At 72.8% G+C, this 26,292-nt stretch carries 25 protein-coding genes; 17 read left to right on the top strand and 8 right to left on the bottom strand.

The window, feature by feature from the left end; translation table 11 throughout:
* The first annotated feature begins 28 nt into the window (after nt 1–28).
* From OHT61_RS15310 to OHT61_RS15275, 8 genes are all read left to right on the top strand, one after another.
* Complete coding sequence (locus tag OHT61_RS15310) at nt 29–1,519, top strand: MFS transporter (RefSeq protein ID WP_329038801.1); 1,491 nt, start codon at nt 29–31, stop codon at nt 1,517–1,519.
* 3 nt (nt 1,520–1,522) lie between these two features.
* Entirely contained in the window at nt 1,523–1,936 is a 414-nt protein-coding gene (locus OHT61_RS15305) for a DUF3151 domain-containing protein (RefSeq protein ID WP_327117123.1), read from the top strand.
* A 153-nt stretch (nt 1,937–2,089) separates the two neighbouring features.
* On the top strand, nt 2,090–2,938 hold the full coding sequence (locus OHT61_RS15300) for a tryptophan 2,3-dioxygenase family protein (protein ID WP_329038799.1): 849 nt from the start codon (nt 2,090–2,092) through the stop codon (nt 2,936–2,938).
* Complete coding sequence (kynU, locus tag OHT61_RS15295; protein WP_329038795.1) at nt 2,931–4,118, top strand: kynureninase; 1,188 nt, start codon at nt 2,931–2,933, stop codon at nt 4,116–4,118. The genes OHT61_RS15300 and kynU overlap by 8 nt, the downstream gene beginning before the upstream one ends.
* Before the next feature lie 116 nt (nt 4,119–4,234).
* On the top strand, nt 4,235–5,110 hold the full coding sequence (locus tag OHT61_RS15290) for an alpha/beta hydrolase family protein (protein WP_329038792.1): 876 nt from the start codon (nt 4,235–4,237) through the stop codon (nt 5,108–5,110).
* 74 nt (nt 5,111–5,184) lie between these two features.
* The gene (locus OHT61_RS15285) at nt 5,185–6,504 is read left to right on the top strand and encodes a sensor histidine kinase (protein ID WP_329038790.1); all 1,320 of its coding nucleotides are present in this window, start codon (nt 5,185–5,187) and stop codon (nt 6,502–6,504) included.
* A complete protein-coding gene (locus OHT61_RS15280) occupies nt 6,501–7,169 on the top strand; it encodes a response regulator transcription factor (RefSeq protein ID WP_329038788.1) in 669 nt (222 codons plus the stop codon). Before OHT61_RS15285 ends, OHT61_RS15280 begins: the two co-directional genes overlap by 4 nt.
* Nucleotides 7,170–7,178: 9 nt before the next feature.
* Nucleotides 7,179–8,384, top strand: a complete 1,206-nt coding sequence (locus OHT61_RS15275; RefSeq protein ID WP_329038786.1) for a cytochrome P450 — start codon at nt 7,179–7,181, stop codon at nt 8,382–8,384.
* Here OHT61_RS15275 and OHT61_RS15270 read toward each other — a convergent pair.
* Both OHT61_RS15270 and OHT61_RS15265 read right to left on the bottom strand, forming a co-directional pair.
* Nucleotides 8,342–8,599 (bottom strand): hypothetical protein, encoded by a 258-nt coding sequence (locus OHT61_RS15270; RefSeq protein ID WP_329038784.1) that lies wholly within the window; start codon nt 8,597–8,599, stop codon nt 8,342–8,344. The two genes, OHT61_RS15275 and OHT61_RS15270, sit on opposite strands and share 43 nt — an antisense overlap.
* Before the next feature lie 127 nt (nt 8,600–8,726).
* Complete coding sequence (locus OHT61_RS15265; RefSeq protein WP_329038782.1) at nt 8,727–9,560, bottom strand: diacylglycerol kinase; 834 nt, start codon at nt 9,558–9,560, stop codon at nt 8,727–8,729.
* A 186-nt stretch (nt 9,561–9,746) separates the two neighbouring features.
* Between OHT61_RS15265 and OHT61_RS15260 the strand changes: the two genes are divergently transcribed.
* The gene (locus OHT61_RS15260; protein ID WP_329038780.1) at nt 9,747–11,030 is read left to right on the top strand and encodes an adenylosuccinate synthase; all 1,284 of its coding nucleotides are present in this window, start codon (nt 9,747–9,749) and stop codon (nt 11,028–11,030) included.
* Between the two features lie 150 nt (nt 11,031–11,180).
* Here the strand turns inward: OHT61_RS15260 and OHT61_RS15255 are convergent, their stop codons facing one another.
* Nucleotides 11,181–12,713, bottom strand: a complete 1,533-nt coding sequence (locus OHT61_RS15255; RefSeq protein WP_329038778.1) for a substrate-binding domain-containing protein — start codon at nt 12,711–12,713, stop codon at nt 11,181–11,183.
* Nucleotides 12,714–13,003: 290 nt separating this feature from the next.
* Here OHT61_RS15255 and OHT61_RS15250 point away from each other — a divergent pair, with 290 nt between their 5' ends.
* Both OHT61_RS15250 and OHT61_RS15245 read left to right on the top strand, forming a co-directional pair.
* Nucleotides 13,004–13,888, top strand: a complete 885-nt coding sequence (locus tag OHT61_RS15250; protein ID WP_329038776.1) for a glycoside hydrolase family 19 protein — start codon at nt 13,004–13,006, stop codon at nt 13,886–13,888.
* Nucleotides 13,889–13,985: 97 nt separating this feature from the next.
* A complete protein-coding gene (locus tag OHT61_RS15245; RefSeq protein ID WP_329038775.1) occupies nt 13,986–14,522 on the top strand; it encodes a hypothetical protein in 537 nt (178 codons plus the stop codon).
* 92 nt (nt 14,523–14,614) lie between these two features.
* On the opposite strand, the gene dnaN is transcribed toward OHT61_RS15245, so the two are convergent.
* Nucleotides 14,615–15,733 carry a DNA polymerase III subunit beta gene (gene dnaN / locus OHT61_RS15240; protein WP_329038774.1) on the bottom strand — a complete coding sequence of 373 codons (1,119 nt, stop codon included), beginning with the start codon at nt 15,731–15,733 and terminating at the stop codon, nt 14,615–14,617.
* A 386-nt stretch (nt 15,734–16,119) separates the two neighbouring features.
* Here dnaN and OHT61_RS15235 point away from each other — a divergent pair, with 386 nt between their 5' ends.
* Entirely contained in the window at nt 16,120–17,616 is a 1,497-nt protein-coding gene (locus OHT61_RS15235) for a helix-turn-helix domain-containing protein (protein WP_329043275.1), read from the top strand.
* Between the two features lie 29 nt (nt 17,617–17,645).
* Here the strand turns inward: OHT61_RS15235 and OHT61_RS15230 are convergent, their stop codons facing one another.
* The 3 genes from OHT61_RS15230 to OHT61_RS15220 all read right to left on the bottom strand — a co-directional run bounded on the left by OHT61_RS15230 (nt 17,646) and on the right by OHT61_RS15220 (nt 20,846).
* The gene (locus OHT61_RS15230; protein ID WP_329038772.1) at nt 17,646–19,676 is read right to left on the bottom strand and encodes a protein kinase domain-containing protein; all 2,031 of its coding nucleotides are present in this window, start codon (nt 19,674–19,676) and stop codon (nt 17,646–17,648) included.
* Nucleotides 19,677–19,752: 76 nt separating this feature from the next.
* Entirely contained in the window at nt 19,753–20,238 is a 486-nt protein-coding gene (locus tag OHT61_RS15225; RefSeq protein ID WP_329038770.1) for a MarR family winged helix-turn-helix transcriptional regulator, read from the bottom strand.
* Nucleotides 20,235–20,846: a DJ-1/PfpI family protein gene (locus tag OHT61_RS15220; protein WP_329038768.1), complete on the bottom strand. Its 612-nt coding sequence runs from the start codon at nt 20,844–20,846 to the stop codon at nt 20,235–20,237. The genes OHT61_RS15225 and OHT61_RS15220 overlap by 4 nt, the downstream gene beginning before the upstream one ends.
* A gap of 176 nt (nt 20,847–21,022) precedes the next feature.
* Between OHT61_RS15220 and OHT61_RS15215 the strand changes: the two genes are divergently transcribed.
* The 3 genes from OHT61_RS15215 (at nt 21,023) to OHT61_RS15205 (ending at nt 24,051) form a co-directional block, all read left to right on the top strand.
* Nucleotides 21,023–22,396, top strand: a complete 1,374-nt coding sequence (locus tag OHT61_RS15215; RefSeq protein ID WP_329038766.1) for an aspartate aminotransferase family protein — start codon at nt 21,023–21,025, stop codon at nt 22,394–22,396.
* 89 nt (nt 22,397–22,485) lie between these two features.
* Entirely contained in the window at nt 22,486–23,202 is a 717-nt protein-coding gene (locus OHT61_RS15210; protein ID WP_329038764.1) for a GntR family transcriptional regulator, read from the top strand.
* A gap of 198 nt (nt 23,203–23,400) precedes the next feature.
* Nucleotides 23,401–24,051: a hypothetical protein gene (locus OHT61_RS15205; protein ID WP_329038763.1), complete on the top strand. Its 651-nt coding sequence runs from the start codon at nt 23,401–23,403 to the stop codon at nt 24,049–24,051.
* 55 nt (nt 24,052–24,106) lie between these two features.
* Here the strand turns inward: OHT61_RS15205 and OHT61_RS15200 are convergent, their stop codons facing one another.
* The gene (locus OHT61_RS15200; protein ID WP_329038761.1) at nt 24,107–24,895 is read right to left on the bottom strand and encodes an SLATT domain-containing protein; all 789 of its coding nucleotides are present in this window, start codon (nt 24,893–24,895) and stop codon (nt 24,107–24,109) included.
* Between the two features lie 360 nt (nt 24,896–25,255).
* Between OHT61_RS15200 and OHT61_RS15195 the strand changes: the two genes are divergently transcribed.
* Together OHT61_RS15195 and recR are read left to right on the top strand one after the other, a co-directional pair.
* Nucleotides 25,256–25,597 carry a YbaB/EbfC family nucleoid-associated protein gene (locus tag OHT61_RS15195; RefSeq protein WP_329043274.1) on the top strand — a complete coding sequence of 114 codons (342 nt, stop codon included), beginning with the start codon at nt 25,256–25,258 and terminating at the stop codon, nt 25,595–25,597.
* A 62-nt stretch (nt 25,598–25,659) separates the two neighbouring features.
* Nucleotides 25,660–26,259, top strand: a complete 600-nt coding sequence (gene recR, locus OHT61_RS15190; RefSeq protein ID WP_327117161.1) for a recombination mediator RecR — start codon at nt 25,660–25,662, stop codon at nt 26,257–26,259.
* Nucleotides 26,260–26,292: the final 33 nt, after the last annotated feature.

Here is a 26,292-nt window from a genome sequence, read left to right as displayed (position 1 = left end):
GGAGGGTCGGAGCCGCGATGCTGCTGTCATGACTGATGCGGACGCCGACGGGATCCGGGTTGCCTCGCCCGTGGGGCGGTGGGTCGTGCTGACCACCGTGCTCGGTTCGAGCATGGCCCTGCTCGACTCCACGGTCGTGAACGTGGCCCTGCCGCACATCGGCGAGGACCTGGGCTCCGACCTGGCCGGCCTGCAGTGGACCGTCAACGCCTACACGCTCACCCTCGCCGGGCTGATCCTGCTCGGGGGCGCGCTGGGGGACCGGTTCGGGCGGCGGCGGGTGTTCGTCATCGGGGTGATCTGGTTCGCCGCGGCCTCGCTGCTGTGCGGGATCGCGCCGAACGCGCCCATGCTGATCCTGGCGCGGGCACTGCAGGGCGTCGGGGGCGCGCTGCTGACGCCGGGGTCGCTGGCGATCATCCAGGCGAGTTTCCACCCGGACGACCGGGCCCGTGCCGTGGGCCTCTGGTCCGGGCTCGGCGGGGTCGGGGCCGCGGTCGGGCCGTTCCTCGGCGGGTGGCTGGTGGACGGACCGGGGTGGCGGTGGATCTTCCTGATCAACCTGCCGCTCGCCGCTGTCTGCGTGCCCGTCGCGCTGCGGCACGTGCCGGAGTCCCGGGACCCGCGCGCGCACGGCCGCTTCGACGTGCTCGGGGCCGCGCTGGCCGCACTCGCGCTCGCGCTGATCACCTACGCGCTGATCGAGGTCCCGGGGCAGGGCGCCTCCGCCCAGGTCGTCGGAGGGGCGGTCGCCGGTGTGGTCCTGGCGGCGGCCTTCGTCCGCGTGGAGCGGCACCGCGCCGACCCCATGGTCCCGCCGTCGATCTTCGCGTCCCGGCAGTTCACGTCCGTCAACGTCGTCACGGTCTGCGTGTACGCCGCCCTCGGAGGGTTCTTCTTCCTGTCGGCCATCCAGCTCCAGGTGGTGGCCGGCTACTCGGCGCTCGAAGCGGGGGCCGCGCTCCTGCCCACGACGGTGCTGATGCTGCTGTTCTCGGCGTCCTCCGGGGAGATCGGCCGGCGCATCGGGCCCAGGATCCCGCTCACCGTCGGTTCCCTGCTGGCGGCCGCCGGCATGCTCCTGATGCTGCGGGTCGGACCCGGGGCCTCGTACCCGCTGGACGTCCTGCCCGCCGTGCTGGTGCTGGGCGTCGGCCTGGTCTCCCTCGTGGCGCCGCTCACCGCCAGTGTGCTGGCCGCCGTGGACACCGGCCGGGCCGGTCTCGCCAGCGGGGTCAACAACGCCGCCGCGCGGGCCGCGGGGCTCATCGCCGTCGCCGCGCTGCCCCTGCTGGCGGGGATGAGCCCGGACGCGTACCGGGAGGCGGGCGAGTTCGCCTCGACGTTCCGGCGGGCGATGCCGATCTGCGCGGGGCTCCTCGTGGCAGGTGCGGCGGTCGCCTGGTGGTCGCTGCGGAAGGTCGCGACGCCGGGGCCCGAGCAGCAGCCGGCGTGCACGATGCACTGCGGTGTCGTGGCCCCGCCCTTGGAGCCGGAACCGGAATCCAGGCACACTTGAGCCATGTCGATCCACGAGAACCTGCTCGGGGGCCCCGCCCCGACCCATCTGCCCGACGACCCGGAGCCGCGCGAGCTGCTCGCGGGCGGCGCGGCACCCGCCGACGTCGCCGCCAAGTACCCCAAGTCGTCGCTTGCCTGGGCACAGCTCGCCGACGAGGCGTTCGAAGGCGGCCGGGTCGTCGAGTCCTACGCGTACGCCCGCACCGGCTACCACCGCGGCCTCGACGCGCTGCGCAGGGCCGGCTGGAAGGGGCACGGCCCCGTCCCCTTCGAGCACGAGCCGAACCGCGGCTTCCTGCGGGCCCTGCACGCCCTCGCGCGCGCCGCGCAGGCGATCGGTGAGCAGGACGAGTACGAGCGCTGCTCGACGTTCCTGCGCGACTCCTCGCAGACGGCGGCGGACATCCTGAGCTGAGGCTCCTGGATCCCGGGTCCCGCGGGCGGCCGGCCCGCGGGACCCGGCAGGTCCCCCGGAAGGCCGTTAGGATGCCGAACAGGGGACCGGAGCTCCATCACCTCGAAGGAAGGGGCGGACCGCTACCCGGAAGCTCGTGTCGAGGAGACAGAAATGTCGGCGAACCACCCCGACCCGGAAGCCACCGGTGCGGACACCCCGCACCTGGACTTCGCGGGAACGACTCCGTACGAGGACTATGTCCAGGCGGATGTCCTGACCCACCTCCAGCACCTGCGCTCGGACGATCCCGGCGAGATGGTCTTCCTGGTCACCACCCAGGTCATGGAGCTGTGGTTCACGGTCATCGTCCACGAGTGGGAGACCGCGGCGCACGCCCTGCGCGAGGACCGCATACCGGTCGCCCGCGACGCGCTGAAGCGCTCACTGCGGGAACTGGAGGCGCTGAACGCCTCCTGGAAGCCCCTGGCCGGTCTCACCCCGGCCCAGTTCAACTCCTACCGCGGCTCGCTCGGCGAGGGCTCCGGCTTCCAGTCGGCGATGTACCGCCGGATGGAGTTCCTGCTCGGTGACAAGTCCGCGTCCATGCTCGTGCCGCACCGGGGCGCGCCCCGTGTCCACGCCGAGCTGGAGAAGGCGCTCCACCAGCCCGGCCTGTACGACGAGACGCTCGCCCTGCTCGCCAGGCGCGGCTACGCCGTCCCGCGGTCGGTGCTCGAACGCGACCTCTCGCAGAGGTACGAGCCCTCCGCCGCGGTTGAGGCGGCCTGGGCGGAGATCTACGCGAATCCCGACCAGAACGACGAGCTCGTACGGCTCGGCGAGGTCCTGACCGACGTCGGCGAGCTGGTCTGGCGCTGGCGGAACGACCACCTCACCGCCACCCGGAGGGCCATGGGCTCGAAGACCGGGACGGGCGGCTCGGCCGGTGTCGCCTGGCTGGAGAAGCGCGCGACGAAGAACGTGTTCCCCGAGCTCTGGACGGCCCGCAGCCATGTCTGACTTCAAGGAGCGCGCCGAGGCGCTCGACGCCGCCGACGCGCTGGCCCCGCTGCGCGACCTCTTCGTCCTCGACGACACCGTCTACCTCGACGGCAACTCGCTGGGCGCGCTGCCCCGCCACGTGCCCGGGCGCGTCCAGGACGTCATCACCCGCGAGTGGGGCTCCCTGCGCATCCGCTCCTGGACGGAGAGCGGCTGGTGGACCGCGCCGGAGCGGATCGGCGACCGGATCGCCCCGCTCGTCGGCGCCGCCGCAGGACAGGTCGTGGTGGGCGACTCGACCAGCGTGAACGTCTTCAAGGCCGTCGTCGCCGCGAGCCGCCTCGCCTCCGAGGGCCGCGACGAGATCCTGGTCGACGCCACGACGTTCCCCTCGGACGGGTACATCGCCGAGTCGGCGGCCCGGATGACGGGCCACCGCATCGTGCCGGTCGCCCCGGCCGACGTGCGGGAGGCGCTGGGACCCCGCACCGCCGTCGTCCTGCTGAACCACGTCGACTACCGCACCGGCAGGCTCCACGACCTGCCCGGTCTGACCGCCGCGGTCCACGACGCCGGTGCGCTCGCCGTCTGGGACCTGTGCCACAGCGCCGGCGCCCTGCCCGTCGGCCTCGACGCGCACGGTGTGGACCTGGCCGTCGGCTGCACGTACAAGTACCTGAACGGCGGGCCGGGTTCGCCGGCCTTCCTGTACGTCGCCGAGCGCCACCAGACGGCCTTCGACTCGCCGCTGCCGGGCTGGACGTCGCACGCCGACCCGTTCGCGATGACGCCCGCCTACGAGCCCGCCGACGGTTCCGTGCGGGGCCGCGTCGGCACCCCGGACATCCTCTCCATGCTGGCGCTGGAGGCGTCGCTGGAGGTGTGGGAGGGCGTCACGGTGGAGGCCGTGAGGGCCAAGTCCCTGGCGCTGACGGACTTCTTCCTGGAGTGCGTCGCCGCCTACGTCCCCGAGGGCCGCGTCCGCTCCGCCACCCCCGAGTCCCACGCGGAGCGCGGCAGCCAGGTGTCGCTGCGGTGCGACGACGCCGAGGCCGTGATGCGGGTGCTCATCGAGCGCGGAGTGGTCGGCGACCTCCGCCGCCCGGACGTGCTGCGCTTCGGTTTCACCCCGCTGTACGTCGGCTTCGCGGACGCCGAGCGGGCGGCGCGGATCCTCGCCGAGGTGCTGGCGGTCTGAGCGTCCGCCGCAGCACCGTCCCGGACCCCCGGGACGGTGCTGCGGCGGGTCCCCGTACTGGTACCGTCCCCGCAGGTCAGTCCAGTTGGGCACAGGCGTAGGACGGTTGGAGCATCATGTCGGATTCTGCCGCGCGTGAACGGGACGCCGCCGAGGCCGAGTCGGCCTTCGGGCATCCGGCGGTCGCCCCCGACCGGACCGCGGCCTACGGCAGCCATCCGGACCAGGTGATCGACTTCTACGCCCCGCGCGACGGCCGGGAGGGCGCACCGCTCGTCGTCGTGCTGCACGGCGGGGCGTACCGCGCCCCGTACGACCGGCAGCACGTGTCGCCCTTCGCCGACTTCCTGGCCCGGCGCGGGTTCGCGGTGGCCAGCGTCGAGTACCGGCGCGGCGGCGGGATCCCCCGGCAGGGCGGGGACGCACCCGTGGCGGGACGCTGGCCCGAGACCTTCGACGACGTGGCCGCCGCGATGGACGCGCTGCCCGGGCTGACCGCCCGGGAGCTGCCCCAGGCCGATGTGCGCAGGACCGTGGTCACCGGGCACTCGGCGGGCGGGCAGCTGGCTCTCTGGGCCGCGGCCAGGCACGTGCTGCCGGAGGGCTCGCCGTGGCGGCTGCCCACGTCACCCCCGTTGCGCGGGGTGGTCGCGCTGGCGCCGATCGCCGACTTCGCGAGCGCCGTGGAGCTGGACGTGTGCTCCGGTGCGCTGCACCAGCTGCTGGGCGACGGCGGGGACTTCGAGACGCGGAGCGCGCACGTGGACCCCGCTCTGCTGCTGCCCACCGGCATCGCGACGACCGTCGTCCAGGGGGTGGAGGACACCACCGTCCCGGCGGCCGTCGGCGAGACCTTCGTGGACGCCGCGGCGAAGGCGGGCGAGGTGGTGGGGCTGACGCTGCTCGACGGTGTCGGGCACTTTCCGCTGATCGATCCGGCCGCGGACGCCTGCGCGGTGGTGGCCGAGGAGATCGCCCAGCTGGCCTGGTAGTACTTGCGACGGACGGCGAGGGATCCGCATCACTGCTGACGACCGCGGACCGGGCAGGCGCCTACCTTGGACGGGTGACCGAGACCAAGACGCGAAGCCCGGAGTACCGGCTGGCCGCAGGGGCGATAGGCGGCCTGCGGCAGGACCTGTTCCACAACGTGTTCGACTACCGGCCGCTGGGCCCCCTGGGGACGGGCGGCCCGGTGATCCGGCGGCTTCCGGCGACCGTCCGCGCGTGGGCGGTCTGGACGCCGCACGCGGTGATCGGGGCGGTCGCGCTGATCTCGCTGCTGGCCGGGGTCTTCGAGACGAACACCTACTCGCCCTTCGGGATCGCGACCGCCATCACCGCGTTCCTCCCCGCCGCCACCCTGCTGATGACGATGGCCCGCCCCGTCCTCGCGTTCTGGGTGTCGATCGCCTCGGCCCCGGTGATGGCCGTGGTCGGCAGCGGTGACTGGCCCTGGTCGCCGAACGCCTTCGCGTGCCACCTCGGCGTCCTGATCGTCGTCGCCGCCCGGACCCGGCCGCGCACGGCGGCCTGGATGTGGGTGATCACCCTCTTCGCCGGCTCCTTCATGGAGACCATCGGCCCCTGGAACCCCAGCTCCAGCAACGGCGCCATGGCCTTCACGTCCGCGATCGCCCTGCTCGTCGTGACGGTCGTGCAGACACGCCGCGAGGCGCAGCGCGAGGTCACCGTCCAGCGCACCGTCACCGCCGTCGAACGCGACCGGCGCACGCTCCTGGAAGAGCGCACGACCATCGCCCGCGAGCTGCACGACGTCGTCGCCCACCACATGTCCGTCGTGGCGATCCAGGCCGAGGCGGCCCCGTACCGGGTGGAGAATCCGCCGCCCGAGCTGGAGCAGGCGTTCGTCACGATCCGGGAGAACGCCGTCGCGGCCCTCACCGAGCTGCGCCGCGTCCTCGGCGTCGTACGGGCGGAGGACTACGAGGCGCCCGACGCCCCGCAGCCCACGCTCGCCGAGATCGACCGGCTGCTGGACAACGTCAGGGAGACCGGACTGGAGACGGAGAAGACGGTCACCGGCGCCGTGCGGGAGCTTCCGCAGGGGGTCGAGCTGTCGGCCTACCGGATCGTCCAGGAGGCGCTGAGCAACACGCTCCGGCACGCTCCGGGCGCCGCGGCGAAGGTCGAGATCGGTTACGTGCTCGGCGGGCTGGGCGTACGGGTCGTCAACGGTCCGGCGCGAGGGCTGGTCAAGCCCTCGCCCGGCGCCGGGCACGGGATCACCGGGATGCGGGAGCGGGTGGCGATGCTGAACGGCGAGATGACCGCGGGAGCGACGGGCGACGGCGGCTACGAGGTCGCCGTGTTCCTCCCCGTGCCGGTGGAGCACGACCGCGTCGGGTCCGGTGGGGCGGCATGAACGCCACACCCATCCGGGTACTGATCGTCGACGACCAGATGATGGTCCGCGAGGGCTTCTCCGTGCTCCTCAACGCGATGCCCGGCATCGAGGTCGTCGGCGAGGCCGTCGACGGCCGGCAGGCCGTCTCCCAGGTCGCGGCGCTCCGGCCCGACGTCGTGCTGATGGACATCCGCATGCCGGAGCTCAACGGCATCGAGGCGACCCGCGAGATCGTCGCCGCCGACGCGGACGCCAAGGTGCTCGTCCTGACCACGTTCGACCTGGACGAGTACGTCTACCAGGCGCTGCGCGCCGGAGCCTCGGGCTTCCTGCTGAAGGACGCCTCGGCCCGGCAGCTCGCCGACGGCGTGCGCGTGGTGGCGTCCGGCGAGGCGCTGCTCGCCCCGACCGTCACCCGACGGCTGATCACCGAGTTCTCGAAGATCGCGGAGGCGCCGAGACCTCCCGCCATGGCACGGATCGGGGACCTCACCGAGCGGGAGACGGAGGTGCTGGTGCTGATCGCCCAGGGGCTGTCGAACCTGGAGATCGCCTCGCACCTCGTCGTCGCCGAGTCGACGATCAAGACGCACGTCAGCCGCATCCTGGTGAAGCTGGGGCTGCGGGACCGGACCCAGGCAGCCGTGTTCGCGTACGAGGCGCGGCTGGTCACCCCCGGATAGCGTCGCCCCATGCACGTGTCCTTCGACCCCTGGTCCCCGGCGTTCGTCGCCGACCCGTACCCCGCCTACGCCGCGCTGCGCGCCACCGGCCGGGCGCACTACTTCGAGCCGACCGGACAGTGGCTCGTCCCGCACCACTCCGACGTCTCGGCGCTGCTGCGCGACCGGCGGCTGGGGCGGACCTACCTGCACCGCTTCAGCCACGACGAGTTCGGCGTCACCGCGCCACCGGCCGCCCACGAGCCGTTCCACACGCTCAACGGGAACGGGATCCTCGACCTGGAGGCCCCGGACCACACCCGGATCCGGCGGCTCGTCGCCAAGGCCTTCACGCCCCGCAGGGTCGAGGCGCTCGCCCCGACGGTGGAGCGGCTGGCCGCCGGACTCGTGGAGGACTTCGTGGCGGCCGGCGGCGGTGACCTCCTCGCGGAGGTCGCCGAACCGCTGCCGGTCGCCGTCATCGCCGAGATGCTCGGGGTGCCGGAGTCCGACCGGGGGCTGCTGCGGCCCTGGTCGGCGGCGATCTGCGGGATGTTCGAACTCAACCCGCCTCCGGAGACGGCGCGGGCGGCCGTGCGCGCCTCGGTGGAGTTCTCCGCGTACCTGCGGGAGCTGATCACCGCGCGGCGGGCGGACCCGGGGACGGACCTCATCACCGCGCTCATCACCGCCCACGACGACGAGGAACGGCTCACCGAGCAGGAGATCATCTCCACCTGTGTGCTGCTGCTCAACGCCGGCCACGAGGCCACGGTCAACGCCACCGCCAACGGGTGGTGGATGCTGTTCCGGCACCCGGAGCAGCTGGCCTCCCTCCGCGCCGACCACGGCCTGCTGCCCACGGCCGTGGAGGAGCTGCTGCGCTACGACACGCCGGTGCCCATGTTCGCCCGCTGGGTCCTGGACGACATCGAGATCGACGGCACCGTCATCCGGCGCGGCTCGCAGGTCGCGCTGCTCTTCGCGTCGGCCAACCGGGACCCGGAGCGCTTCGCCGACGCGGAGACACTGGACCTGTCCCGCGCGGACAACCCGCACATCTCGTTCGGCGCGGGCATCCACTACTGCCTGGGTGCCCCGCTGGCCCGCCTCGAGATGGCGGCCTCCTTCGGCGAACTGCTCCGCCGCGCACCGGCCATGCGGCTCGCGGCGGAACCCGAGTGGAAGCCGGGCTACGTGATCCGGGGGCTGAAGGAGCTGCTGGTCGAGGTCTGAACGGGCGGGCCGGAGAGCCGTACGGTGCCGGGGGCCGTATTCGCCCAGCCGTTCGGGCCCCACGCGGACAGCAGGAGCACTCCGGCCGTGCACGTCGCGGCGACCACGACCCGGCTCCCGCGCGTTCCCCGGCCGGTCATCAGGCGCAGCGCCGGGAGCCGGACCGCCGACGGGACGACGGCCCCCGCGAGCGGCAGGGCGGCAGCTCCGTCCACAGGACGGTGAGGTCCCGGCCCTCGCCCTAGCAGGAGCCGTTCACGTGCTGACCGGTGCGCCGCGAGGTGCTCCGGAAGATCAGCGTCGTGACGGCTCCGGCCCGTGCGAGTGCGACCCGGCCGCGGGTCAGCCGTTCGCGGGCAGCACCAGCCCCCAGGCCCCCGCGCGCACCGTCCAGGTACGGGTCCTGACCGGGCCCGCGGTCTGTATGTCCGCGCGGTAGCGGAAGTCGGGGCCGGCGACCGTCACCGCCTTGGCCTCGGCGGTGACGGTGTCCCCCGCGGTCGTGTGGATCACCACGCCGGCGACGCCGCCGTCGCCCTGGGTGGTCACCGAGACGCCGTCGACCGGCCGGTCCAGGTCGTTCAGCAGGACGCCGTCCGCCTCGACGCGGAGCCGGTGCGCGCCGGGCGGCGTGGCCGGGGAGGGCGGTGCCGGGCGGACCAGGGACGCCATCAGCGTGCGGCAGGTGTCCCACATGGTGTGGGGCGCGTCCGGCGCGGGGCTCACGGCGGGGATGCGCAGGTCTCCCAGGACCACACCGTCGCTGTCGTCGACCAGGAGGTCCAGTCTGCGGACCGCCCCGTCGAGGACCGCGCGCGCGGCCGCGACCGCGCCGCGGGGCACGCCGAGGGCGTGCGCGAGCTCCAGCGTGTGCGCGGCGCCGACCGGGACGAGGGAGAGGGCCCCGTCGGAGAGCTCCCGCTCCCGGTGGAGCTGGGACACGGCCCGCAGCAGCGCGTGGTCGTCGCCGACGACCACCGGCCGTCTCGCGCCCCGCCTGGACAGGGCCCGGGCGAATTCGTCCGGGCTGTCCGGGAGGCAGATCTTGGCGTGCGCTCCGGCGCTCAGCACGTCCTTCGCGATGCGCACGGATTCGCCGTCGTAGCGGCGGGCAAGGGGGTCGATGAGCACGAGTAGCTGGTGGTCGCCGTCGCCGGGGGGCTCTGCAGCCGACACCTCGGTCCTTCCTCGGGTAGCATCTTGGTGCAAGAGCCCCTTGCGCTATTGCGCCAGGGGCTTCGTCTATTCCGGGGCACCCGGTTCGACGGCTCAGGCTTTGCCGTACATCGTCGTGCGGCAGGTACGACCTTTACGTACGCCCCCTGGCCTTGGACATGCCCCGCCCGGAAGGGGTGTACGCCTGTGCCCGCACTTGTGCTGCTCGGTGCTCAGTGGGGTGACGAGGGCAAGGGGAAGGCCACCGACCTCCTCGGTGGATCCGTCGACTATGTGGTGCGCTACCAGGGCGGCAACAACGCCGGCCACACGGTCGTCGTAGGCGACCAGAAGTACGCACTGCATCTCCTCCCCTCCGGAATCCTGTCGCCGGGATGTACCCCGGTCATCGGTAACGGTGTCGTCGTCGACCCGGCGGTCCTGCTCTCCGAGCTGAGCGGCCTGAACGAGCGTGGCGTCGACACGTCCAAGCTCCTGATCAGCGGCAACGCTCATTTGATCACTCCGTACAACGTCACCGTCGACAAGGTGACGGAACGCTTCCTCGGGAAGCGCAAGATCGGCACGACCGGGCGCGGCATCGGCCCGACGTACGCCGACAAGATCAACCGCGTCGGCATCCGCGTCCAGGACCTCTACGACGAGTCGATCCTGGAGCAGAAGGTCGAGGCGGCGCTGGAGCAGAAGAACCAGCTGCTCGCCAAGGTCTTCAACCGGCGCGCGATCGAGGCCGGAAAGATCGTGGAGGAGATGCTCCAGTACGCGGAGCAGATCAAGCCGTACGTCGCCGACACGACGCTGATCCTGAACGACGCCATCGACGAGGGCAAGGTCGTCCTCTTCGAGGGCGGCCAGGGCACCCTGCTGGACGTCGACCACGGCACGTACCCCTTCGTCACCTCGTCGAACCCGACCGCGGGCGGCGCCTGCACCGGCGCCGGCGTGGGCCCGACGAAGATCACCCGGGTCATCGGCATCCTCAAGGCCTACACCACCCGCGTCGGTGCCGGCCCCTTCCCGACGGAACTTCTCGACGAGGACGGCGAGGCGCTGCGCAGGATCGGCGGCGAGCGCGGTGTCACCACCGGCCGCGACCGGCGCTGCGGATGGTTCGACGCCCCGATCGCGCGCTACGCGACCCGGGTCAACGGGCTCACCGACTTCTTCCTCACCAAGCTGGACGTGCTGACCGGCTGGGAGCGGATCCCGGTGTGCGTGGCGTACGAGATCGACGGCAAGCGCGTCGAGGAACTCCCGTACAACCAGACCGACTTCCACCACGCGAAGCCGATCTACGAGAACCTTCCGGGCTGGTCCGAGGACATCACCAAGGCCAAGACCTTCTCCGACCTGCCGAAGAACGCGCAGGCGTACGTCAAGGCGCTGGAGGACATGTCCGGCGCCCCGATCTCCGCGATCGGCGTCGGCCCCGGCCGGACCGAGACCATCGAGATCAACTCCTTCATCTAGGACCCGTGTCCGGGCAGGAACGCGCGCACCGCGTGATCCGGCCCGGACGGCGGCGGGAACGAGGCGACGGCGGCCGGCCCTTCCGGGAGGAGGGGCCGGCCGCCGTCGTGCTCCCCCGGCCCGGCCGTTCGGGCCGGGCCCGGGCGGGGCTCAGTCCTCGCCGCAGAGCCGCATCCCCTCGGGGGTCGCGCACGGCAGGTGGCCGTTGACGCGCATGACCTCCTCGCCGTAGGTGTCGAGGTAGTCCAGGAAGCCGGCCGCGAGGGAGTTCGCGGGCGGGGAGCCGTAGGTGTAGGCGTACTCGGTCTCCCGGTACGGATAGCCGCTGGTGGCGATCGTCCCGACGGACGGGGAGATGCCGTCGATGGACACCTGGTGCGTCCCGGCCGGCACCTCGCCGGCGCGCATCTCGGTGTAGTCGATGGCACCGTCGAGCGCGGCGACCTCGGACAGGACCTGGTCCGTGCCGTCGAGTTCGCACCGGGTCACGGGAGCCTTGGGATAGTCCTTGGTGACGCAGTCGCGAGACGACGCGGCAAGCTCGCTGCCACCGAGGACACGCCGCTGGAACACCTCCCTGGTGCCCGAGTTGGCGTCCCGGCTGACCAGCAGGATCTCCAGGTCGGGCCCGCCTTCGATCTCCTTCCAGTTGCGGATCCCGCCGCCGTATATCCGTCTGATCTCGTCGAGGGACAGATCGCGCACCGGGACGGTGTCGTTGACGACCAGGGAGTAGAGCGACACCGCGACCCGCCTGCCGTGCAGCTCGCGGAAGCCGGGCGGCTTCGGGCCGTCCGACAGGGCGATGAGGGAGGGGGAGCCGGCCGCCCCGGGCTTCGACCCCTCGGCTTCGAGCGCGCGCACGCCGGCGTTGCTGCCGCGGGTGTCGACGACGATGGCGGAGCCCTCGCACTCCTCCTCGTACTTCTTCCTCAGCTCCTCCACCACCGGCCGGAACGCGGTGGAGCCCGTGACGGTGAGGGTGCCCCTGGCACAGCCCATCGGGGGCGGGGTCCCGTCCCGTACGACGATGATGCCGGCGAGCACGACGACGCAGACGGTGAGTGCGACGGTGATGATCCTGGACGCCCGGCCGAACAGCGGGGGCTTCTCGTCGGGTCGCGCGGCCGTGTTCCGGACGATCACGCCGTCCCGGATGCCGCCGGAGACGCTGATCGGTCCGCCCACGTCGGACCCGGTGAGGAGCACCAGCAGCTTGAAGTGCTCGTTGCGGTTGAGCGGGACGCGGGGCAGCCGGATGAGGGAGCCGCTGTACTGGACGGCGTCGGCCGGGGTGAAGTGGTCCATCAGGTGGCCGGCGCCCGGCGAATGGGTCACCGCGATCCCCCGGACGGTGCGGCCGGTGAACTCGGCGGTGAGGCCGGGGAGATCGCCGCGCCGGGTGTAGTCGTCGTCCGCGATCGACTGCGAGCCGTCGTTCTCGATGCGCAGCAGGACGAGGGTCGCGTCGGCCATGCCCGGTGTGTCGTCGAAGAGTCCGACCCGCAGATTGGCCCTGCCGTGGCTGATACCGCTCCCTATGGGGGTGTCCATCTGCACGCGGTAGCCGATGCGTTTGCGGCGCGGGACACGGCGCTCGTACCAGAGCACCCCCGCCGAGGTCAGGACGCCCAGGACCGCGGTGAGCACCGCGACGACGTTTTCGGGGCTGAGCCACTCCATACTTCTCGCGCTCCCTCGTGACGTGCGGCGCGGCGCGATGTGTGTGTTCGCGTCACCGTACGACCGGGGAGAAGGGGGTGGGGCGGGGTGCGCGGGTCCTTCGGGTGAAGTTCTTCCGGTGTTCAGGAATCCCAACAGGGCTGACTGAAAACGGAGTTGGGGGATTTCAAACCGGAAGGACGAGTTCTGGTCTAGACCTTGACAGGTCCAGACCATCGACGCTTGAGTGGCTGCAACCCCCCCATGGCGGCGCCCGCTCGGCGCGAGCGCCGCGCCGAAGGAGTGATCACGTGTTCAAACGTGTCATGAGCCTGATTGCCGCGCTCGGCGCGGTCATCGCCACGCTCGTCATTCTTCCCGCCACCACGGCCGCCGCCGCTGCCTGCGCTCCCGCCTGGAACGCCTCCGCCGTCTACTGGGGCGGCGGCTCCGCCTCGTACAACGGACACAACTGGTCCGCGAAGTGGTGGACGCAGAACGAACGCCCCGGCACGGCCGACGTCTGGGCCGACCAGGGCACGTGCGGCAACGGCGGTACGGACCCGGGCCAGCCCTCGGGCTTCGTCGTCAGCGAGGCCCAGTTCAACCAGATGTTCCCGGGCCGGAACTCCTTCTACACCTACAGCGGCCTCACCGCGGCCCTGAGCGCCTACCCGGGCTTCGCGAACAGCGGCAGTGACACGGTCAAGAAGCAGGAGGCGGCCGCCTTCCTCGCCAACGTGAGCCACGAGACCGGTGGCCTGGTCCACATCGTGGAGCAGAACACGGCCAACTACCCGCACTACTGCGACACCAGCCAGTCCTACGGCTGCCCGGCCGGCCAGGCCGCGTACTACGGCCGGGGCCCGATCCAGCTCAGCTGGAACTTCAACTACAAGGCCGCCGGTGACGCCCTCGGCATCGACCTGCTCGGCAACCCGTGGCAGGTGGAGCAGAACGCCTCCGTCGCCTGGAAGACCGGCCTCTGGTACTGGAACACGCAGTCCGGCCCCGGCACGATGACCCCGCACAACGCCATCGTCAACGGCGCCGGCTTCGGCGAGACCATCCGGTCCATCAACGGCAGCATCGAGTGCAACGGCGGCAACCCCGCCCAGGTGCAGAGCCGCATCGACAAGTACAAGGCGTTCACCCAGATCCTCGGCACCACCCCCGGCTCGAACCTGAGCTGCTGAGCCCGGCCCCACAACGGGGAACGGGGGCGCGTCCGGCAGTCGCCGGGTGCGCCCCCGATTCGCGTTCGGGGAAGGGCGGTTGGCAGGATCACGGACCATGGACACGGACAGCGCCGACACCCCGCCCACCGGCACCGGGCCCCACCTCGCACTGATCGACGACCTGCTCGCCCGGCCCTACCCGGCAGGGGAGGAGAGCGAGGACAGCGGCGTGCGCAGCAGCGGCCCCGGCCATCACCTGCTGATCCTGCGGGCGAGCCGGGACTTCTGGGACGACAGGTCCCCGGAGCTGGTCGAACCGGCGGAGCAGGAGATCGAGGCCGACTTCAGCGCCCTGGCCACCGCCCTGACCGAGCGGTGGGGCGAGCCGGAGACGGTCGACCTGTGGCCCTTCCTGGACGACGATCCGGGCGACGGGGACGGCACCGGTGACGGCGGCCCGGGCGGTGAGGGCGGGTACGGCGGCCTCGTTCCGGAGCCGATGGGCCAGCTCTGCAATCTGGCGGGCAGCATGCAGGTCTGGCGTGTCCCCGGGGGCACACGGTGGCTCTCTCTCGCCGTGGGCCAGGCCGATCCCGAGTTCCCCATCTGGCTGCTGGCCGCCGTCGGGGAGGCGGCGGCGCTCCCCGCGTGAGCCGCGGACGCGCTTCGGACGGGGTGGCTGCGGTGACGGGCGCGAGGGAGGGCGCGGGCCTGCGTCGCGACCGTCGCCCGCACCGGGCGGCCTCAGAGCATCGCGGGCTTGACCGACATGAGCAGGTGCTGATGCGTGGGTGTGCCGGTGCCCTCCCCTCCGGTGATCATGGCCCGTTGGCCCGGCCCCATCAGCCGCATCCGGACCCTCGCGCCGGCGAAGGACGACAGCGCGTCCATGAGGTAGGCGGGGTTGAAGGCGACCGTCATTCCCGCGGCGCCCTCCAGCGCCGCCGGCAGCCGCTGCGACGCCACGTCGTCCTCGAAGCCGGCCTGCAGGAGCACCGAGGCGTCCGGTCCCGGGGTGAAGGTCATCTGCAGGGGGCTGCCGCCGTCCGCGACGACCGAGACCCGTCTGACGGCATCCACCAGGGGCTCCCGGTCGAGCACGGCCACAGCGGGGTCCGACAGCGCGAACAGCTTGTCGTGGCGGGGCAGCCTGCCGTCCAGGAGGCGCACCGTGGTCCGTGTCCCGGCGTACTCGAAGCCGATCGACCCCGCGTCGACGGCCACGCTGACCTGGCCGGCGCCGCCCAGCGACCGGGCGATCTCGGTGAGCCGACGGGCCGGCACCAGGACGTCGGCCGTGACGTCCGGAGCCTTCCCCGCGAACGGCAGGGTGCGCACCGCGAAGCGGTACCGGTCCGTCGCCGCGAGCGTCATCGTGGACCCGTCGAGCCCGAGTCCGATCCCGGTCAGGGCCGGCAGGGTGTCGTCCCGTCCGGCGGCCACCGCCACATCGCCGACAGCCGAGGCGAACTCGGCCGCGTCGACGGTCCCTCGCAGCTCGGGCAGCGGAGGGAGGGCGGGGTAGTCGTCGAGCGGCAGGACGGACAGGCCGAAGCGTGAACCGCCCCCGGCGACCGTGAAGCGCGAGCCCTCGACCGCGCACTCGACCGGCCCCTCGGGAAGCACCTTGCAGATGTCGAGGAGCCGGCGGCCCATGACGAGCACCTTGCCGGCCCGGAGCGTGTCGGCGACCGTCTCGATGCGGGCGGAGGCCTCGAAGTCCAGGCCGGAGACGCTGAGTCCGCCCGGTCCCGCGTCGAGGAGCAGACCTCCGAGGACCGGCACGGGGGAGCGGGCGGGCAGCACCCGGGCGGCCCGGGACACGGCATCGGTCAACGCGCCGCGTTCGATGCGGAATTCCACGGCAGGGGCCTCTCGTCCGGCGTACTCCACGGTCGAGACCCACGCTAGGCGGCACCACTGACAGTCGCCGCAGGCCGACGACAGCGACCACCCCCGTGAGCCGCTGCCGCCGTGTCGTGCGGACGCCCCCCGACGCCCTCCGACCCCCCGGCCCGGATCGCCCCGACGTCCCCCGACGTCCTCGGAGCACTCCGGAACACCCTCGGGACTCTAGGCGGGCGGGGCCCGGAACGGGGAGGTGCACATCGCACCGTGTGGCCGGGAACGGGTATCAAACCGCACAGCCGTCCCGGTACTCTGCACTCCGGTTTCGGGGTACGGCAACGTTTCGGACAACGAACGGGGGACACGTGGGTGCGCTCGAACGGGCCGACGACGTACTGCTGATGTACCGGCTGGCCCGCACCGGCGGGACGGCCGAGCTGCTGCGCAGACTGGCACTCAGGGCCGGGGGCTGGGCCGGGATCCTCGGCGCCGACGGCACGGTCCTGCGGGCCGTGGCCGGGAACACGCGGTGGTCCGGCCACGAGGCGGCCGGACTCGCCTCACGCGCGGCGCGGGAGATGACGGCACGGGGTGCGGGCTCGTACTCCCTCGACACCGACGGGAGCACGGCACTGCTGCTCCCCCTGGCGGGGGCGTCCGACGACCACGGGGCGGTCCTGGCCCTGCTCGCGCCGAAACCCGTCCTCCCCGGTCTGTCCACGCTGCTGGCCGACGCGGTGATGCCCCTGGCCCTGTCCTGGGCGGCGGAGAGCGTCGAGCGCAAACGGCGCCGGGTGGACCTCGCGGAGTCCCGGGGGCGTGAGGCCGTGCTGCACCTCCTGATGACGGGACAGCTCTCCATCGCCCGCCAGGTGGCGGGCGCCCTGCTGCCGAAGCTCCCCGATCCGGTCCGCGTCTGCGTCGTCGAGTGCTCGGGCGGGCAGCGGGACGAGGTGGCCCGGATATGCGCGGAGGCGTCGGGAGGCCGGACGTGGATCGTGCGCTGCCCGGTGTACGCCCGCCACCTGATCCTGATCATGCCGGCCGGCGGGGAGGACGGTCCGGGGGGAGAGGACGATCCCGGGGGAGAGGACGGTCCCGGGGGCCCGGAGGGCGCCCGCCCGCTCGACCTGGAGGTGGCCGGGATCGTGGACGACTGCGTCGTCGGCGTGAGCGACACGGTACGGCTCCCCGACACCGCGACCGCCTACCAGCAGGCCTTCCACGCCCTCGCCGTCGCCCGCGGAACACCCGGCAGGCACGCCAGGTTCGGTGCGGGACAGGAACCCGCGCTGCTCGTCGGCGCCGCCGGGGCGCGCTGGGCGGACGCCCTGCTCGCGCCGCTGCTCACCCACCTGCCGCGCCGCCCGCAGGATCCGGGCAGCCAGGAACTGGCGGCGACCGTCGCGTCCTGGCTGGCCTTCTCGTCCCACGCCACCCACCACCTGAAGATCCACCGCAACACGCTGGCCGCGCGGCTGAAGCTGATCGGCGAGGTCCTCGGAGTGGACCTGAACCGGGTCGCGGACCAGGCCGCCGTCGACCTGGCCCTGCGCATCAGGGCCACGCCCACGCTCCACCGCCCGAGCGGCGGGGACGGCGAGGCGCCCCCGGAGGACCTCGATGCGGTCCTGCGCACCCCGGGCGTGCGGGACTGGGCCGCCGCACAGCTGCGGCTGCTCGGACAGGCCGGGCCCACGGGGGAGGAGACCCTGCGGACGTGGCTGCGCTGCGAGGCCCAACTGAGCGTCTCCGCAGCCGAACTGGGCATCTCCGTGCCGGGTGCGCGCAAGCGGCTCAACCGGATCGAGGCCCTGCTGCACAGATCACTGCTCCGGACGCCGAGCGCGCGTTACGACCTGTGGCTCGCGTTCCGGGCCGCGGACCTGGCCGTCTGACCGGGGTCCCGGCGTGATCGCGGACCGGCTCAGCCCGCCTTCGTGTACGTCAGGCTCTCGCCGGTGTCCGTGATCTCCCGGCGCAGCGAGCCGTCGGGCAGCAGCGTCAGGACGGTGGGCCTGCCCGGAGTGCAGGACGAGACCGGCCTTCCGGACGTGACCTCGGAGGGCCCGATGCGCACCGGTGAGCCCGGTGCCGGATCGCTCTCCAACTCCGCCTGGAACACGCAGTGGTAGGAGCCCCCGCCGTCGAGCGGGCCCTCGGCGGTGAGCGACAGCACGGTGTCGCCCGCCCCGCCCTGCCGGATGACGAGCCGGCGGGTGGACGAGTCGGCGCCGCCGCCGATGGTCCCGGTCCAGGTGCCGAGGTATCCGGAGGGGATCGTGCCGTCGGCGTTCGGGCCCTTGCCGTCCGCGGAGGAGCCGGACGAGGAGGCCCCGCCGGACCCCGCCGCCGAACCGGACGGTGACACCGCGCCGGTGGGCGAGGCCGCGGCGTCGCCGTCGCCTCGCATGAAGGTGTAGACGCCCCAGCCCACGCCCGCGGCGACGAGCACCGCGACCACGCCGAGTGTCAGGGCGGGACCCGCCCCGCGGCGGCGTCCCGGCACGACCGGGGAGAAGGGGGCCGGGGGCGTGGCGTACGGCGGATGCGGCCCGCCGTACCCATGCCCCTGGACGGGCCGCGGAGGGTAGCCGTACGAGGGCCCCGGCGGCGGGGCGGCGGGCCGCTGGTCCGGGCCGACCAGGGTGGGGAGCCCCCGCGCACCGCCCGGGGGTCGTGTGTCCGGGTGCGTGCCCGGTCCTGGCGCCGGAGTGGGCCGCGGGGGACCGGCGACGGGCTCCGGCGACGGCCCCGCGCTCTCCGGTGCCGTGGGCGGACGTCCGGCCGGGGTGGACACCGGCGCCACGACGAGCGGTACGGATCCAGCGCCGACCTCGCCGACCCCGCCGACCCCGCCGACCCCGCCGGCCGCGTCCGGCCCGGTCCCCGCCGCACCGCTCGCCGCCGGTCCGTCGGCCGCCCGGCCCGCCGGTGCGGGGCCGCCGGGCGCTCCGCCGGTCAGGGGCGGGACCTCGCCCTCGCCCGGGACCACGTCACCGGCCGGATCCTCCGCCGGGTCCTCCTCCGGATCCTCGGAGTCCAGCAACCCCACCGCGTGACGCCCGAGTTGGGCGATCAGCGCACCGGGGAGCCACGGCTCCGCCGTGTCCGTGTCACCCATGCGCTCCAGGACGGCGTCCGTCGTGGGCCGGCCGGAGGGGTCCTTGGCCAGGCATTCCCGGATGAGGCCGAGCAGGTCATCCGGTACCCCGGCGAGGTCCGGGTCCTCCTGCGCGATCCGGAACATCAGGGCGTGCGCCCCGTCGTCGGGGGAGCCGAACGGCAGCCTGCCGGTCGCCGCGTACGCGAGCACCGAGCCGAGGCAGAACACGTCGCACGCCGTCGTCAGCCGCTCGCCCCGCACCTGCTCGGGTGCCATGAAGCCGGGTGAACCGATCATCGAACCCGTGCGGGTGAGACCGCCCTCCGCAGTGGTCTCCAGGGCCCGGGCGATGCCGAAGTCGATGACCCTGGGCCCGTCGATCGTCATCAGGACGTTGGACGGCTTCAGGTCACGGTGGATGAGCCCGGCGGTGTGGATGTCCTGGAGCGCGCACGCGAGTCCGGCGCCGAGGGCGCGGACGGAGCGCTCCGGCAGCGGGCCGTAGGCCCCCGAGTCGGACACCGCGGTGCCGGGCCGCCCCGAGACGATGCGGTGCAGCGAGGGGCCGGCGACGTAACCGGTGGCGAGCCACGGGACCGCGGCGTCGACCCCGGCGTCCAGGACCGGCGCTGTCCAGGCCCCGCCGACGCGACGCGCGGCCTGCACCTCGGCGCGGAAACGGTCGCGGAACTGCTGCTGGGCGGCGAGTTCGGGGCGGACCAGTTTGATCGCGACGGTACGTCCCCGGTCCGAGCGGGCCAGGAACACCTGCCCCATCCCGCCGGAGCCGAGGCGGCGCAACAGGCGGTAGGTGCCGATGCGTTGCGGATCGCCGGGTCCCAGCTTCTCCATGGTGCGCTTCCTCCCCCGTACGGTCATGGCGGACCGTGGTCGAGAATAGCGGCGCGCACACCCCCGTTCACCGTCGTCAGTCCCCGGAGCGCTCCGGCGGTCCGGCGGGCCGGGAGGCCAGCGCGTCCATCGCCTCGGACAGGCGCTCCAGCGTCGCCGCGGTCCGTGCGAACTCCTCCTCGCCCAGTTCCCCGGCCAGCCGGGCCGCGAACTCGGCGTGGCCGGGGCCGATCCGGCTCACCGCCGCCCGCCCCTCGGCGGTCGGCCGGAGCAGTTTGGCGCGCCGGTGGGCGGGATTCGCGACGTACTCGGCGAGACCGCCGTCCACCAGCAGGTCGGCGATCCGCTGGACGCTCTGACGGGTGATGCCCATCGACCGCGCGATGCCCGCCACGGGGAGCGGCTCCGCCAGGACCGCGCCGAGCACCTGCCAGCGGGCCGCGGTGAGTCCGGCCGGCCCGGCGAGCTCCTCGGCGACGGCCAGGAACCTGCCGTTGAGCCGGAACACCCCGATCGCCGTCCGGCTGAAGCGGTCGGGATTCCCGCCGTCCTTCCCGCTCATCCTTCGAGCACCTCGTACGCGCTCGGGTCCGAGTCGTGGAAGAGGCGGTGGAAGGCGTCGAGCTTCTCCGGTCCGTACACCCCGAGCAGGCCCAGGATCTCGCGGGCGAACGCGACCGGTTCGGTCGGTCCGGCCGTGATCAGGGCGCCGCGCGAGGCGGTGGCGGGGTCCGTCACGGCGTCGGCCTCCACGTAGTGCGCGCCGCCCGCGTAGCCGGTGGCCGCGAGGTAGAAGGACACGGCGCTCGTGTGGGGCCGGTCGTCGAGCAGGCCCTCGCGGGCCAGTCCCGCGGTCGCCCCGCAGATGGCGGCCACCGGCACGCCCGCGTCCAGGAAGGTGCGAGCCGCGCCGGCGAAGGGGGCCAGGGCCGTGCCGGTGTCCCAGAGCGACGCGCCGGTGAGGACGAGCAGCCGGCTGTCCCCGGGGCTCAGTTCGTCGAGCGCCAGGTCGGGTGTGACGCGCAGCCCGCCCATGGTCGTGACGGGTTCGGTGGTGAGGCCGACCGTCCTCACGGTGTGGCCGTGCCGGGTGAGGTGGGCCGTGGCGAAGCCCGGCTCCCAGTCGGCGAACGTGTCGTAGACGGCGAGGTGGACGGTCGTGCCGGTCATGGTGACCCCCGGTGGCTGAACGGAAGACCTTATGACAGAAGGCTGTCATGATGACAGAATGCTGTCAACTGTTCGGCCGGGCCGCTCCGGGAACGCGACACCCTGCCGAACCGGGCGGCCCATGACGTACAGAGTGGTCATGGATGACGGCGGCCGCGAACGCATACGCTCGCGGCATGAGCTCCGACACCCCTCGCGCCCCGTACATCGACACCGCGGCGGGCACGGCCGTGAAGGCCGCCGACCGCGCGCACGTGTTCCACTCCTGGTCCGCCCAGGGACTGATCGATCCGCTCGCCGTCGCCGGTGCCGAGGGGGCGTACTTCTGGGACTACGAAGGCAACCGCTACCTCGACTTCGCCAGCGGCCTCGTCTTCACCAACATCGGCTACCAGCACCCCGCGGTCGTCGCCGCGATCCAGGAGCAGGCCGGGAAACTCGTGACGTTCGCGCCGGCGTTCGCCGTCGAGGCGCGGTCGGAGGCCGCACGTCTGATCGCCGGGCACACCCCCGGCGACCTGGACAAGATCTTCTTCACCAACGGCGGCGCGGAGGCCGTCGAGAACGCCGTCCGCATGGCCCGCGTGCACACCGGACGCCCCAAGGTGCTGTCCGCCTACCGCTCGTACCACGGCGCCACCGCCACGGCGGTCAACCTCACCGGCGACCCGCGCCGCTGGGCCTCCGACAACGGCTCGGCGGGCGTCGTCCGCTTCTGGGCGCCGTTCCTCTACCGCTCCCCGTTCCACGCGCAGACCGAGGCCGAGGAGTGCGCCCGCGCGCTCCAGCACCTCGAGGACACGCTCGCCTTCGAGGGACCTGCGACCGTGGCGGCGGTGATCCTGGAGACGATTCCCGGCACCGCGGGCATCATGCCCCCGCCGCCCGGCTACCTCGCGGGCGTCCGGGAGATCTGCGACCGGTACGGGATCGTCTTCGTCCTGGACGAGGTGATGGCCGGCTTCGGGCGCACCGGACGCTGGTTCGCCGCCGACCACTACGACGTCGTGCCGGACCTGATGACCTTCGCGAAGGGCGTCAACTCCGGTTACGTGCCCCTCGGCGGTGTCGCCATCAACGCCGAGATCGCCGCCACCTTCGACACCCGTCCGTACCCCGGCGGACTCACCTACTCCGGCCATCCGCTGGCCTGCGCCGCGGCGGTCGCCACGATCAGGGTCATGGAGGAGGAGCGGATCGTCGAGGGCGCCGCGCACCTGGGCGAGCACGTGCTGGGCCCCGGACTGCGGGAACTCGCCGAGCGCCACCCGTCGGTCGGCGAGGTGCGGGGGCTCGGCGCGTTCTGGGCCCTGGAACTGGTCCGCGACCGGGAGACCCGCGAACCCCTCGTCCCGTACAACGCCTCCGGCGAGGCGAACGCCCCGATGGCGGCCTTCGGCGCGGCCTGCCGGAAGAGCGGCCTCTGGCCCTTCATCAACATGAACCGCACCCATGTCGTGCCCGCCTGCAACATCACCGAGGCCGAGGCGAAGGAGGGCCTCTCCCTCCTGGACGCCGCGCTCTCGGTGGCCGACGAACACACCGTGTAGAGGGCACCGGAACGACCCCCTCCCCCGTGCCCGGAAGCGGACACGGGCCTGGCTTATGGTGACCCAAGCCGAGATCGGGAGGGGGCGTCGTGCCTGCGAGCGGAGGTGTGACCCGCAGTACCCTGCGCCAGCAGATCGCCGACGCGCTGCGTGACGAGGTCCTCGCGGGGCGTATGCAGCCGAGGGTGGAATTCACCGTCAAGCAGATCGCCGAGCAGTACGGGGTGTCCGCGACCCCCGTGCGCGAAGCGCTCTTCGACCTCTCCGCGCAGGGGCTGCTCGAATCCGACCAGCACCGGGGGTTCCGGGTCCGCGAGTTCACCGTCGCCGACTACCGGGCGATGGTCGAGGCGCGCGCCCTGGTCATAGACGGGGTGTTCCGCGCGATCTTCGACGGGGCGACCCCGGCGGCCACCGTGCTCGCCGTCCACCGGCCCGCCCTCGTCTCCGTACGCCGCCGGGCCGAGGAGGCCACACGGGCCGCGCGCGGCGGCGACCTCGACATCCTCGTCGGCTACGACCTGCGGTTCTGGCGGGAGCTCGGCGCGGTGATCGGCAACAGCTACATCAACGAGTTCCTGCAGCGCATCAGGATGCAGGCGTGGGTCTTCGCCGTCCCCTACCTCCGGGGGGACGCCGACGTCTGCGACTGGCTGTGGAACGGCCACCAGGAACTGGTGGAGGCGATCACGGCCGCCGACGGACCGGCGGTACGCGCGGCCCTGGACGCCTACTACGCACACGGGCGCAACTGGGCCGACCGGCTCGCCGCCGGCAACCCCCCGCACCCGGGCCACCGAGGCTGACCGGGGTGCCGGAGTCCTCCGCGCCCGGGCCGCGGCATCCGGCCACCGCACCGGGAGCCGGGCCGCCGGGGAACAGGGCCCGCCGTGGCCCGGACACACCGGTCCGGACCGTGCCGCCGCCCCGGACCCTGTGCGTGGGGTCCCGGTCGCATTACGCTGTCCCGACCATCGCACGAACCCGTTGGAGAGCGAGACTTCGTGGCCTGTGACCTGTGGCTGGTCCCCCTCGTCGATGTGCTGTGCCACAGCCCCGACAACCCGTTCGCCGAAGAGATCGCCGTCTACGACAAGGCGCTGAACGACGCGGGCCTGCCGCCCGTCCCCGTCTACGCCTACATGCCCGGCCTCACCGGGGACGTCGCCCCGGTCGCCGGCTTCGACTACGACGCCCTGCACTTCCTGCGCCGGGCCTATCTGCTGCAGCTGAGCGGCCTCGCGGTCACGCCCGTCGACGAACTGGGCGGGGACTACGAGCAGTTGCTGGAGATGTTCGAGCAGAGCGCGCAGCAGTCGCACCTGGTCTGGCACTACGACCACGCCGGGGCGTACGTCCCGCTGGACTTCCCGCACCCGCTGTCGAACGATCAGCTGCTGGAGGGCGGCGGTCCGCTGGGATCGTCCCACGGGCTGCTGAGGGAACTGGAATTCGTCGGCCCGGCGCTCGGCATCGACCCGGCCAATCCGCCGGCCGCCCCGCTCCCGCCCGCCGGCCCGACCACGCTGGAGGAACCGGCCTCCCCGGCGCCGTACGACGACAGCCCGTTCGCCCGGGAGCGGCACGTCTGGCTGGGCCTGCACGCCGCGGCCACCCGCAGCCTCGCGCAGGGCTCGATGATCATCTTCAGCTGAGCGCACCGGCCGGCGGCCCCGAGGCCGCCCGTTCGCACTCCCGGGGCCGCCTCGGTCAGCGGGGCGGCTCCGGGGGGCGTTGGCGCGGCATGTTCGGGCGGGCCACCGACTGCATGGTGAGGCGGCTCGGGGGCGCGCCCTGCTCAGGCCGGCCACCGGTGCCGCCCGAGACCAGCGACTGCATGCCCATGGGCGCGGGTCCGGCCCGGAACTCCACCATCCAGTCCGCCGTCTCCATGCGGCAGAGCTCGGTGATGTCCTCCGAGAAGCGGCGCAGCACGCCCAGGCACCGCTCCGCGGCCTCGCTGGCCGTGCCCTCGGTCGGGCCGAGCATCTCCCGGACGCACTCCGAGGCCCAGTCGAACTGCAGGACCTGGAGGCGGCGCTGCACGGCCTGGGCCGTCGCCAGATTCCTTATCCAGCCGGAGGTCAGCCCGAAGTACCGGTCGCAGGCCATGCAGGCGGCTCCCAGCAGCAGGGACAGATAGCCCCAGCCCGCCGAGCCGTGCAGCTCGCCCGTCAGGTCGAGCAGGGGCAGCGCCGCGCCGGCGACCACCCCGATCGCGGTGCCCACGCGCAGGAGCCGCGCCGTGCGCCGCTTGCGGACCCTGTCCCGCAGATACCAGTCGGCGGTCTCCAGGGCTCCCGCCTCGACCCAGCGGTAGAGCTCGTCGAGCCGTTCGGCGGGGTCGCCCCAGTCGCCGAGGGGGAACGCGCGGCCGGTCAGGTCCCGGGGGCCCGGACTCCGGCGCAAGGTGGACCGTTCGGTTCCGGTACTCGCGCCGGATCCAGCGCCGGACTCCTTGCGGGGCTGCCCGTCGGGCTGCATCTCCGGCTGACTCACCGGGGCACTCCTCTGCACTCTGCGTTCGGCGCGTGACGACGCGGACCGGCACGGCTGTCGGTCACGGGAGGGACGGATCTCCGGCATATGACCGGGCCCCACCCGTGTAACTCTGCGTTACCTACGGTGTGCGTGTGCGTACGGATACGCGTCCTCTTCCTACCGCCGAATGGTGGGGCATGGGGTCGAAATCGCGGGATTCCCGGGTGTGCACGGCCTCTGGTCAGGTATAGGAGCACCGCAGGCCCCTTTCCGGACTCACTCGAAAGAGTTGCTCCCCGGCGGGTGGGGCGCGGCGTCCGGTGAGCACGTAGGCTCGGCGTACCGAAACAATCCGTCGTCGAAGTGCCAGGAGTGACCGTGATTCCCGGTGGTGGCCAGCCCAACATGCAGCAGCTGCTCCAGCAGGCCCAGAAGATGCAGCAGGAACTCGCAGCGGCCCAGGAGGAGCTCGCGAGGACCGAGGTCGAGGGTCAGGCCGGCGGCGGCCTCGTGAAGGCCACCGTGACCGGGTCCGGTGAGCTCCGGGCCCTGGTCATCGACCCCGGAGCCGTGGACCCCGAGGACACCGAGACGCTGGCGGACCTGGTGGTCGCCGCGGTCCAGGCGGCGAACGAGAACGCCCAGCAGCTCCAGCAGCAGAAGCTGGGCCCGCTGGCCCAGGGACTGGGCGGCGGCGGTATGCCGGGGCTCCCGTTCTGAACCCCTAGCCGCACGGACGTACCGTCTACGGTACGAGCAGCGAAAACAGGAAAGGCGTTCCGTTGTACGAAGGCGTGGTTCAGGAACTCATCGACGAGCTGGGCAGGCTGCCCGGCGTCGGTCCCAAGAGCGCGCAGCGGATCGCCTTCCACATCCTGCAGGCCGAACCCACCGACGTACGCCGTCTGGCCCACGCCCTCCTCGAGGTGAAGGACAAGGTCCGCTTCTGCGAGGTCTGCGGCAACGTCGCCCAGCAGGAGCAGTGCGGCATCTGCCGCGACGCGCGCCGTGACCGCTCGGTCATCTGCGTGGTCGAGGAGCCCAAGGACGTCGTGGCGATCGAGCGGACCCGCGAGTTCCGGGGCCGCTACCACGTGCTGGGCGGCGCGATCAGCCCCATCGAGGGCGTCGGCCCCGACGATCTGCGCATCAGGGAACTCCTGGCCCGGCTCGCGGACGGCTCGATCACCGAGCTGATCCTCGCGACGGACCCCAACCTCGAGGGCGAGGCCACGGCGACGTACCTCGCGCGGATGGTCAAGCCGATGGGCCTGCGGGTGACCCGGCTGGCGAGCGGACTGCCGGTCGGTGGCGACCTCGAGTACGCCGACGAGGTGACGCTCGGCCGTGCCTTCGAGGGGAGGCGGCTGCTCGATGTGTGACCCGGCATCTGATGGCGGCTTTATGTTCGGCGG

It is taken from the genome of Streptomyces sp. NBC_00178 (assembly GCF_036206005.1).
Taxonomy (GTDB): domain Bacteria; phylum Actinomycetota; class Actinomycetes; order Streptomycetales; family Streptomycetaceae; genus Streptomyces.
This window is presented reverse-complemented; position numbering and strand designations above follow the sequence as displayed.